Origin of the sequence: Streptococcus sp. 10824 (assembly GCF_013276595.1) — a bacterium.
In the GTDB taxonomy this organism is placed as follows: Bacteria; Bacillota; Bacilli; order Lactobacillales; family Streptococcaceae; genus Streptococcus; species Streptococcus pseudopneumoniae.
On the sequence record NZ_VMLH01000042.1, the window covers coordinates 1 to 11,040 of the forward strand.

The following is an 11,040-nucleotide window of genomic DNA, read 5'->3' on the forward strand; positions in this document are numbered from 1 at the left end:
AAGTTGAAGCAGCAGAAGTTGTAAAACCATAATAGAAAAATGTTGAAATAGGGAATGAGCCTTTGACTCACTCCCTGTTTCGATATTTAATACTCTTCGAAAATCTCTTCAAACTGCGTCAACGTCGCCTTGGATTATATATGTGACTGACTTCGTCAGTCTTATCTACAACCTCAAAGCAGTGCTTTGAGCAACCTGCGGCTAGTTTCCTAGTTTGCTCTTTGATTTTCATTGAGTATAAGAACCTATCAAAAAGTGAGGGAAACCCCTCGGAATTATAAATAGAAAGAGTGAATCTTATGCTCCAACAACTCGTAAATGGTTTGATTCTAGGTAGTGTTTACGCGCTGTTAGCCCTAGGATATACCATGGTTTACGGAATTATCAAGCTCATCAACTTCGCCCATGGTGATATTTATATGATGGGAGCCTTTATCGGTTATTTCTTGATCAATTCTTTCCAAATGAATTTCTTTGTAGCGCTTATTGTAGCTATGCTAGCGACAGCTATTCTTGGTGTCGTGATTGAGTTTCTTGCTTACCGACCTTTGCGCCACTCTACTCGTATTGCTGTTTTGATTACGGCTATTGGGGTTTCTTTCCTATTGGAGTATGGAATGGTCTATCTGGTTGGTGCCAATACCCGTGCCTTCCCTCAAGCGATTCAAACAGTTCGATATGATTTGGGACCAATTAGCTTAACAAATGTGCAGTTAATGATTTTGGCTATTTCCTTGATTTTGATGATTTTGTTACAAGTCATTGTCCAAAAGACTAAGATGGGGAAAGCCATGCGTGCAGTATCAGTAGATAGCGACGCGGCGCAATTGATGGGGATCAATGTAAACCGTACGATTAGCTTTACCTTCGCTTTGGGTTCTGCTCTTGCGGGTGCGGCTGGTGTTCTGATTGCTCTTTATTATAACTCTCTTGAGCCTTTGATGGGGGTTACTCCAGGTCTTAAATCTTTCGTTGCCGCAGTACTTGGTGGTATCGGAATTATTCCTGGTGCGGCTCTTGGTGGCTTTGTGATTGGTCTATTGGAAACCTTTGCGACAGCCTTTGGGATGTCAGATTTCCGTGATGCCATTGTTTATGGAATCTTGTTGTTGATCTTGATTGTCCGCCCAGCTGGTATCCTTGGTAAGAATGTGAAAGAGAAGGTGTAAACGATGAAGGAAAATTTAAAAGTTAATATTCTATGGTTACTCCTTTTGTTAGCTGGCTATAGCTTGATTAGTGTACTGGTTTCAGTCGGAGTACTTAATCTATTCTATGTACAGATTTTACAACAAATTGGAATTAATATTATTTTGGCTGTTGGTCTCAACTTAATCGTTGGTTTTTCAGGACAATTTTCACTTGGTCATGCTGGTTTCATGGCGATTGGTGCCTATGCAGCAGCTATTATTGGTTCTAAATCACCAACCTACGGTGCCTTCTTTGGAGCTATGCTTGTAGGGGCTTTGCTTTCAGGAGCAGTTGCCTTACTTGTCGGCATTCCAACCTTGCGCTTGAAGGGGGACTATCTTGCGGTAGCAACTCTGGGTGTTTCTGAAATTATCCGTATCTTTATCATCAATGGTGGAAGTCTTACAAATGGTGCGGCAGGTATCTTAGGGATTCCTAACTTTACAACTTGGCAAATGGTTTACTTCTTTGTCGTGATTACAACCATTGCAACCTTGAACTTCTTGCGTAGCCCAATTGGCCGTTCAACCCTCTCTGTTCGTGAAGATGAAATCGCTGCTGAGTCAGTTGGGGTTAATACGACTAAAATTAAAATCATCGCTTTTGTCTTTGGTGCCATTACTGCAAGTATTGCTGGGTCACTTCAGGCAGGATTTATCGGGTCTGTTGTACCGAAAGATTACACCTTCATCAACTCAATCAACGTTTTGATTATTGTTGTATTTGGTGGACTCGGTTCCATTACAGGTGCGATTGTTTCGGCTATTGTTCTGGGAATTTTGAATATGCTTCTCCAAGATGTTGCTAGTGTGCGTATGATTATTTACGCTTTGGCCTTGGTATTGGTAATGATTTTCAGACCAGGTGGACTCCTTGGAACGTGGGAACTGAGCCTATCACGTTTCTTTAAAAAATCTAAGAAGGAGGAACAAAACTAATGGCATTACTTGAAGTAAAACAGTTAACCAAACATTTTGGTGGTCTAACAGCTGTTGGAGATGTGACTCTTGAATTGAACGAAAGGGAACTGGTTGGATTAATCGGTCCAAACGGAGCTGGGAAAACCACCCTTTTCAACCTTTTGACCGGTGTTTATGAACCAAGCGAGGGAACAGTAACCCTAGATGGTCACCTTTTGAATGGGAAATCACCTTATAAGATTGCCTCTTTGGGACTTGGACGTACTTTCCAAAATATCCGTCTCTTTAAAGATTTAACAGTTTTAGACAATGTTTTGATTGCTTTTGGAAACCATCACAAACAGCATGTTTTTACTAGTTTCTTACGCTTACCAGCTTTTTACAAGAGTGAAAAAGAATTAAAGGCTAAAGCTTTGGAATTGTTGAAAATCTTTGATTTAGATGGTGATGCAGAGACTCTTGCTAAAAATCTTTCCTACGGACAACAACGTCGTTTGGAAATTGTTCGTGCCCTTGCTACGGAACCTAAAATTCTCTTCTTAGATGAACCAGCAGCAGGTATGAACCCACAGGAAACAGCCGAATTGACTGAGTTAATTCGTCGGATCAAAGATGAATTTAAGATTACAATCATGTTGATTGAACACGATATGAATCTGGTCATGGAAGTAACAGAACGTATCTACGTACTTGAATATGGCCGTTTAATTGCTCAAGGAACTCCAGACGAAATTAAGACCAATAAACGCGTTATCGAAGCTTATCTAGGAGGTGAAGCCTAATGTCTATGTTAAAAGTTGAAAATCTTTCTGTGCATTATGGTATGATTCAAGCAGTCCGTGATGTAAGCTTTGAAGTTAATGAAGGAGAAGTTGTTTCCCTTATCGGTGCCAATGGTGCAGGTAAGACAACCATTCTCCGTACCTTGTCTGGTTTGGTTAGACCGAGTTCAGGAAAGATTGAATTTTTAGGTCAAGAAATCCAAAAAATGCCAGCTCAAAAAATCGTGGCAGGTGGTCTTTCACAAGTTCCAGAAGGACGCCACGTCTTTCCTGGCTTGACTATTATGGAAAATCTTGAAATGGGAGCTTTCTTAAAGAAAAATCGTGAAGAAAATCAAGCTAACTTGAAGAAGGTTTTCTCACGCTTCCCTCGTCTTGAAGAACGCAAGAACCAGGACGCAGCCACTCTTTCAGGAGGAGAACAACAAATGCTTGCCATGGGACGCGCTCTTATGTCAACACCAAAACTTCTTCTTTTAGATGAACCATCAATGGGACTTGCCCCAATCTTTATCCAAGAGATTTTTGATATCATTCAAGATATCCAGCAACAAGGAACAACCGTCCTCTTGATTGAACAAAATGCCAATAAAGCACTCGCAATCTCTGACCGAGGATATGTATTGGAAACAGGAAAAATTGTCCTATCAGGAACAGGAAAAGAACTCGCCTCATCAGAAGAAGTCAGAAAAGCATATCTGGGTGGTTAAAAAGGTCCGGGGGACCTTTTTAGTCGGCAGATGAAGATTGAGAAGCAATCATCAGAATCCAGTGGATTGTTTTAGTCGGCAGATGAAGATTACGAAGTAATCATCATTATAGTCCAGTGGACCTTTTTAGTCGGCAGATAGAAATTGCGAAGCAATCATCAGAATCCAGTGGATTGTTTTAGTCGGTGGATAAGGATTACGAAGTAATCTTCGCATAGTCTGGGAGACTAGTTTAGGTTGCGGATAGAGATTGCAAAGCAATCTTTATCTACATTGAAAAGTTAATTTCTAATAATTGAAAAAACCGAATGAAGCGTACCTATCCTTCATTCACAGAGCTCGATTTTAGAGCTCTTTTTGCTAGCTTATTCATACTTTTCTGAATTTTGAAAAAGAAATGTAAGCGTTTGATAGATTTACAAAAAGATTGTATAATAGGGATAAGAATAGAAAAGGAGAAGTCTCATGGCAGTTAAAGATTTTATGACCCGCAAGGTAGTGTACATTAGTCCAGATACAACAGTATCTCATGCAGCAGATTTGATGAGAGAGCAAGGGTTGCACCGCTTGCCTGTTATCGAAAATGATCAATTAGTTGGTTTGGTGACTGAGGGAACCATTGCCCAAGCTAGTCCATCCAAGGCAACAAGTCTTTCTATCTATGAGATGAATTATCTTCTAAATAAGACAAAAGTAAAAGATGTCATGATTCGCGATGTTGTCACTGTCTCTGGCTATGCGAGTCTAGAAGATGCAACTTATCTGATGTTGAAAAACAAGATTGGTATTCTTCCTGTCGTAGATAACCATCAAGTCTATGGGGTTATTACGGACCGTGACGTTTTCCAAGCCTTTCTTGAAATTGCTGGTTATGGTGAAGAAGGAATTCGTGTGCGCTTTGTTACAGAAGATGAAGTCGGTGTCCTCGGAAAGATTGTTTCTTTGATTGCAGAAGAAAATTTGAATATCTCTCATACAGTCAATATTCCGCGTAAGGATGGTAAGGTCATTATCGAAGTTCAAATCGATGGATCAATTGATTTACCAGCCTTGAAAGAAAAATTTGAAGCAAATGGTATTCAAGTGGAAGAAATCACTCGCACTTCAGCAAAAGTCTTGTAAGAAGGGAAGCCGAAAGGCTTCTTTTTTCTTTTTTCATAAAAAAGGGATTATAGCAAAAGATGGAAAGAAATGATAAAATATGCTATAATGAAATGATGTAAAAAAGGAGTATTTATGGACATTTCAGTAATTCGTCAGAAAATTGACGCAAATCGTGAAAAATTAGCTTCTTTCAGGGGGTCTCTTTGACCTCGAAGGGCTAGAGGAAGAGATTGCCATCTTGGAAAACAAGATGACAGAACCTGATTTTTGGAACGATAATATCGCGGCCCAAAAAACGTCGCAAGAATTAAATGAATTAAAAAACACCTATAACACCTTCCACAAAATGGAAGAGTTGCAGGATGAAGTTGAAATTTTATTGGATTTTTTAGCAGAAGACGAGTCAGTTCAAGAAGAGCTGGTAGAGCAGTTAGCCGAACTTGATAAGATGATGACCAGCTATGAGATGACTCTACTCTTGTCAGAACCTTATGACCATAATAATGCCATCTTGGAAATCCATCCAGGTTCTGGTGGTACTGAGGCGCAGGACTGGGGTGATATGTTGCTTCGTATGTATACTCGTTATGGTAATGCTAAAGGCTTTAAAGTAGAAGTATTGGATTATCAAGCAGGTGATGAGGCTGGTATTAAGTCGGTAACCTTATCATTTGAAGGGCCTAATGCCTATGGTCTTCTCAAGTCAGAAATGGGTGTGCACCGTTTGGTGCGAATTTCGCCGTTCGACTCTGCCAAACGTCGCCATACATCTTTCACATCCGTAGAAGTGATGCCTGAGTTGGACGATACCATTGAAGTGGAAATCCGGGAAGATGACATCAAGATGGATACCTTCCGTTCAGGTGGTGCCGGTGGACAAAATGTCAATAAGGTTTCAACAGGTGTACGTTTAACCCACATTCCAACTGGAATTGTTGTTCAATCAACAGTGGATCGTACCCAGTATGGAAATAGAGATCGTGCCATGAAGATGTTGCAGGCTAAGCTCTATCAAATGGAGCAAGAAAAGAAAGCTGCGGAGGTAGATTCCCTCAAGGGTGAGAAAAAAGAAATCACATGGGGAAGCCAAATCCGTTCTTATGTCTTCACTCCTTATACTATGGTAAAAGATCACCGAACTAGCTTTGAGGTTGCTCAGGTAGATAAGGTTATGGACGGAGACCTAGATGGTTTTATCGATGCCTATCTCAAGTGGCGAATCAGCTAAGATAGAAAGGAACTCACATGTCAATCATTGAAATGAGAGATGTCGTTAAAAAATACGACAACGGAACGACTGCCCTACGCGGTGTTTCGGTCAGCGTTCAACCGGGAGAATTTGCTTACATCGTAGGACCTTCAGGAGCAGGGAAGTCAACTTTTATTCGTTCTCTGTATCGTGAAGTAAAAATCGATAAAGGAAGCCTATCAGTTGCTGGTTTTAATCTAGTTAAGATTAAAAAGAAAGATGTCCCACTTCTACGTCGTAGTGTTGGGGTTGTCTTCCAGGATTATAAATTGTTGCCAAAGAAAACGGTATATGAAAATATTGCTTACGCTATGGAAGTAATCGGAGAAAATCGCCGTAATATCAAAAAACGAGTGATGGAAGTTTTGGACTTGGTTGGCTTGAAGCACAAGGTTCGTTCTTTCCCAAATGAGCTCTCAGGTGGAGAGCAACAGCGGATTGCGATTGCGCGTGCCATTGTAAATAATCCCAAAGTATTGATAGCCGATGAACCAACAGGAAACCTGGACCCTGATAATTCATGGGAAATTATGAATCTTTTGGAACGGATTAACCTACAAGGGACAACTATTTTGATGGCGACTCATAATAGCCAGATTGTAAATACCTTGCGCCACCGTGTCATTGCCATTGAAAATGGCCGTGTCGTTCGTGACGAATCAAAAGGAGAGTATGGATACGATGATTAGTAGATTTTTTCGCCATTTATTTGAAGCCTTAAAAAGTTTGAAACGAAATGGTTGGATGACAGTAGCTGCTGTCAGTTCAGTCATGATTACTTTGACCTTGGTGGCAATATTTGCATCTGTTATTTTCAATACAGCGAAACTAGCTACAGATATTGAAAATAATGTCCGTGTAGTAGTTTATATCCGAAAGGATGTGGAAGATAACAGTCAGACAATTGAAAAAGAAGGTCAAACTGTTACAAATAATGACTACCACAAGGTATATGATTCTTTGAAAAACATGTCTACTGTTAAGAGTGTTACCTTTTCAAGTAAAGAAGAACAATATGAAAAATTAACCGAGACAATGGGAGATAACTGGAAAATCTTTGAAGGAGATGCCAATCCTCTCTATGATGCCTATATTGTAGAGGCAAACACTCCAAATGATGTAAAAACTATAGCCGAAGATGCTAAAAAAATTGAAGGTGTCTCTGAGGTTCAAGATGGCGGTGCCAATACAGAAAGACTCTTCAAGTTAGCTTCATTTATCCGTGTTTGGGGACTAGGGATTGCTGCCTTGTTAATTTTTGTCGCAGTTTTCTTGATTTCAAATACCATTCGTATTACTATTATTTCCCGCAGTCGCGAAATTCAAATCATGCGCTTGGTCGGAGCTAAAAACAGTTATATTCGTGGACCGTTCTTGTTAGAAGGAGCCTTTATCGGTTTATTGGGAGCTATCGCACCATCTGTTTTGGTCTTTATTGTTTATCAAATGGTTTACCAATCTGTTAACAAATCGTTGGTAGGACAAAATCTATCTATGATTAGTCCAGATTTATTTAGTCCGTTGATGATTGCCCTACTATTTGTGATTGGAATTTTTATTGGTTCACTGGGATCAGGAATATCCATGCGTCGATTCTTGAAAATTTAGGTAAAATAATTACTTTTATGAGGAGGTTGTAAAATCTCCTTTTTTGCTACAAAAATTTTAGAAAAGGGACTTCTAATACTCAATGAAAATCAAAGAGCAAACTAGGTAGCTCGCCACAGGATGCTCAAAATACTGATTTGAGGTTGTAGAAAGTCAGTCACATATATACGGTAAGACGACGCTGACGTGGTTTGAAGAGATTTTCGAAGAGTATAAAGAAGTTGCTCAGAGAAGATTCTTGATGGATAATTTGAACTTGAAATTTAGAACCTAGAAAATTTTTGAAAAAAGAGGATTTTTTTGAATAAAAGCCTTTACAAAAAAAATTAAAGTGGTATAATTAAATCATAAAAGGTGCAAACGTTTTCGTAAAACGTTTGCCTAAATAAAAATAAAGGAGATTTGAATGATGAAAGATACATTCAAAAATGTCTTGTCTTTCGAATTTTGGCAAAAATTCGGTAAGGCTTTGATGGTGGTTATCGCGGTTATGCCGGCTGCTGGTTTGATGATTTCAATCGGTAAGTCTATCGTGATGATTAACCCTAACTTTGCTCCACTCGTTATTACTGGTGGTGTCCTAGAGCAAATCGGTTGGGGGGTTATCGTTAACCTTCATATCTTGTTTGCCCTCGCTATTGGAGGAAGCTGGGCTAAGGAACGTGCTGGTGGTGCGTTTGCGGCAGGTCTTGCCTTTATCCTAATCAACCGTATCACTGGTACAATCTTTGGTGTATCAGGAGACATGTTGAAGAATCCAGAAGCTATGGTAACAACTCTCTTTGGTGGATCAATCAAAGTTGCTGATTACTTCATTAGTGTTATGGAAGCTCCAGCACTTAACATGGGTGTATTCGTAGGGATTATTTCTGGTTTTATTGGAGCAACTGCTTACAATAAATACTATAACTTCCGTAAGCTTCCTGATGCACTTTCATTCTTTAACGGAAAACGTTTTGTACCATTTGTAGTTATTCTTCGTTCAGTAATTGCTGCAATTCTACTTTCAGCTTTCTGGCCACTTGTGCAAACTGGTATCAATAGCTTTGGTATTTGGATTGCCAACTCACAAGAAACTGCACCAATCCTTGCACCATTCTTGTATGGTACTTTGGAACGTTTGCTCTTGCCATTTGGTCTTCACCATATGTTGACTATCCCAATGAACTACACAGCTCTTGGTGGTACTTATGACATTTTAACTGGTGCAGCTAAAGGTACTCAAGTATTTGGTCAAGACCCACTATGGCTTGCATGGGTAACAGACCTTGTTAATCTTAAAGGTACAGATGCAAGTCACTACCAACAATTGTTAGATACTGTTCACCCAGCTCGTTTCAAAGTTGGACAAATGATCGGGTCATTCGGTATCTTGATGGGTGTAATCGTGGCTATCTACCGTAATGTTGATACTGACAAGAAACATAAATACAAAGGTATGATGATTGCGACAGCTCTTGCAACATTCTTGACAGGGGTTACTGAACCAATCGAATACATGTTCATGTTCGTTGCAACACCTATGTATCTTGTTTACTCACTTGTTCAAGGTGCTGCCTTCGCTATGGCTGACGTTGTAAACCTACGTATGCACTCATTCGGTTCAATCGAGTTCTTGACTCGTACACCTATTGCAATCAGTGCTGGTATCGGTATGGATATCATTAACTTCGTTTGGGTAACTGTTCTCTTTGCCGTAATCATGTATTTTATCGCAAACTTCATGATTCAAAAATTCAACTACGCAACTCCAGGGCGTAACGGAAACTACGAAACTGCTGAAGGTTCAGAAGAATCTAGTAGCGAAGTGAAAGTTGCAGCAGGCTCTCAAGCTGTAAACATCATCAACCTTCTTGGTGGACGTGCAAATATCGTTGATGTTGACGCATGTATGACTCGTCTTCGTGTAACTGTTAAAGATGCAGATAAAGTAGGAAATGCAGAGCAATGGAAAGCAGAAGGAGCTATGGGTCTTGTCATGAAAGGACAAGGGGTTCAAGCTATCTACGGACCAAAAGCTGACGTATTGAAATCTGATATCCAAGATATCCTTGATTCAGGTGAAATCATTCCTGAAACTCTTCCAAGCCAAATGACTGAAGCACAACAAAACACTGTTCACTTCAAAGGTCTTACTGAGGAAGTTTACTCAGTAGCAGACGGTCAAGTTATTGCTTTGGAACAAGTAAAAGATCCAGTATTTGCTCAAAAAATGATGGGTGATGGATTTGCAGTAGAACCTGCAAATGGAAACATTGTATCTCCAGTTTCAGGTACTGTATCAAGCATCTTCCCAACAAAACATGCTCTTGGTATTGTGACTGAAGCAGGTCTTGAAGTATTGGTTCACATTGGTTTGGACACAGTAAGTCTTGAAGGTAAACCATTTACAGTTCATGTTGCTGAAGGACAAAAAGTTGCAGCAGGAGATCTTCTTGTCACAGCTGACTTGGATGCTATCCGTGCAGCAGGACGTGAAACTTCAACAGTAGTTGTCTTCACAAATGGTGATGCAATTAAATCAGTTAAATTAGAAAAAACAGGTTCTCTTGCAGCTAAAACAGCAGTTGCTAAAGTAGAATTGTAATATACTTGAGGTTGGAAGCTGTATTCCAACCTCTTATTTTGGGAGAAAAGCATGAAATTTTTAACACTCAATACTCACAGTTGGATGGAAAAAGAAGCAGAGGAAAAATTCCAGATTTTGCTTGAGGATATTCTTGAAAAGGACTATGATTTGATTTGTTTCCAAGAAATCAATCAGGAGATCACATCGCCAGAGGTGGAGGTCAATGACCTTTATCAACCTTTGCCAGCATCTGAGCCTATTCACCAAGATCACTATGTTAGACTCTTGGTTGAAAAGTTATCTGAGCAAGAGAAAAATTACTACTGGACTTGGGCCTATAACCATATCGGTTATGATCGCTACCACGAAGGTGTGGCTATCTTGTCTAAAACACCTATTGAAGCCAGAGAAATTTTGGTTTCAGATGTGGATGATCCAACAGACTATCATACTCGCCGTGTTGCCTTGGCTGAAACTGTAGTTGATGGTAAGGAGCTTGCAGTTGCAAGTGTCCACCTTTCTTGGTGGGATAAAGGCTTCCAAGAAGAATGGGCACGATTTGAGGATGTCTTGAAAGAATTGAACAAGCCACTTTTACTCGCTGGAGATTTTAACAACCCAGCTGGTCGGGAAGGCTACCAAGCTATTTTAGCTAGTCTATTAGGCTTACAAGACGCTTTTGAAGTTGCTCAAGAGAAAAGTGGTAGCTATACTGTTCCACCAGAAATAGATGGATGGAAAGGGAACACTGAACCCCTTCGAATCGATTATGTCTTTACTACCAAAGAGTTAGCGGTGGAAAATTTACATGTCGTATTTGATAGTAACCAGAGTCCACAAGTGAGTGATCACTATGGCTTGAATGCTATTTTAAACTGGAAATAATAACTGATACTCTTCGAAAATC

The 11,040-nt window shown here is 39.8% G+C and carries 10 protein-coding genes; all 10 read left to right on the forward strand.

All coding sequences use genetic code 11. The features are described 5' to 3' along the window. Positions 1 to 299 precede the first annotated feature (299 nt). Complete coding sequence (locus tag HT701_RS04180) at positions 300 to 1,169, forward strand: branched-chain amino acid ABC transporter permease (protein WP_000941421.1); 870 nt, start codon at positions 300 to 302, stop codon at positions 1,167 to 1,169. Between the two features lie 3 nt (positions 1,170 to 1,172). Then, entirely contained in the window at positions 1,173 to 2,129 is a 957-nt protein-coding gene (locus tag HT701_RS04185; protein ID WP_000662293.1) for a branched-chain amino acid ABC transporter permease, read from the forward strand. Further along, entirely contained in the window at positions 2,129 to 2,893 is a 765-nt protein-coding gene (locus HT701_RS04190; protein ID WP_172931248.1) for an ABC transporter ATP-binding protein, read from the forward strand. Before HT701_RS04185 ends, HT701_RS04190 begins: the two co-directional genes overlap by 1 nt. Further along, on the forward strand, positions 2,893 to 3,603 hold the full coding sequence (locus HT701_RS04195; RefSeq protein ID WP_172931249.1) for an ABC transporter ATP-binding protein: 711 nt from the start codon (positions 2,893 to 2,895) through the stop codon (positions 3,601 to 3,603). Before HT701_RS04190 ends, HT701_RS04195 begins: the two co-directional genes overlap by 1 nt. Positions 3,604 to 4,068: 465 nt before the next feature. Next, positions 4,069 to 4,725 (forward strand): CBS domain-containing protein, encoded by a 657-nt coding sequence (locus HT701_RS04200; RefSeq protein ID WP_000268659.1) that lies wholly within the window; start codon positions 4,069 to 4,071, stop codon positions 4,723 to 4,725. A gap of 114 nt (positions 4,726 to 4,839) precedes the next feature. After that, positions 4,840 to 5,935 (forward strand): peptide chain release factor 2 gene (gene prfB, locus HT701_RS04205; protein ID WP_100127798.1). Its coding sequence is split into 2 segments (ribosomal slippage): positions 4,840 to 4,911 and positions 4,913 to 5,935, totalling 1,095 coding nucleotides; the frame shifts between segments, so codons are not numbered across the junction. 17 nt (positions 5,936 to 5,952) lie between these two features. Next, complete coding sequence (gene ftsE, locus HT701_RS04210; protein ID WP_000022265.1) at positions 5,953 to 6,645, forward strand: cell division ATP-binding protein FtsE; 693 nt, start codon at positions 5,953 to 5,955, stop codon at positions 6,643 to 6,645. After that, on the forward strand, positions 6,638 to 7,564 hold the full coding sequence (gene ftsX / locus HT701_RS04215; protein ID WP_000625541.1) for a permease-like cell division protein FtsX: 927 nt from the start codon (positions 6,638 to 6,640) through the stop codon (positions 7,562 to 7,564). Before ftsE ends, ftsX begins: the two co-directional genes overlap by 8 nt. 406 nt (positions 7,565 to 7,970) lie before the next feature. Then, on the forward strand, positions 7,971 to 10,151 hold the full coding sequence (locus HT701_RS04220; RefSeq protein ID WP_081005453.1) for a PTS transporter subunit IIBC: 2,181 nt from the start codon (positions 7,971 to 7,973) through the stop codon (positions 10,149 to 10,151). A gap of 51 nt (positions 10,152 to 10,202) precedes the next feature. Next, positions 10,203 to 11,018, forward strand: coding sequence for an endonuclease/exonuclease/phosphatase family protein (locus HT701_RS04225; protein ID WP_138705617.1), 816 nt, complete (start codon positions 10,203 to 10,205; stop codon positions 11,016 to 11,018). The last annotated feature ends 22 nt before the right edge of the window (positions 11,019 to 11,040 follow it).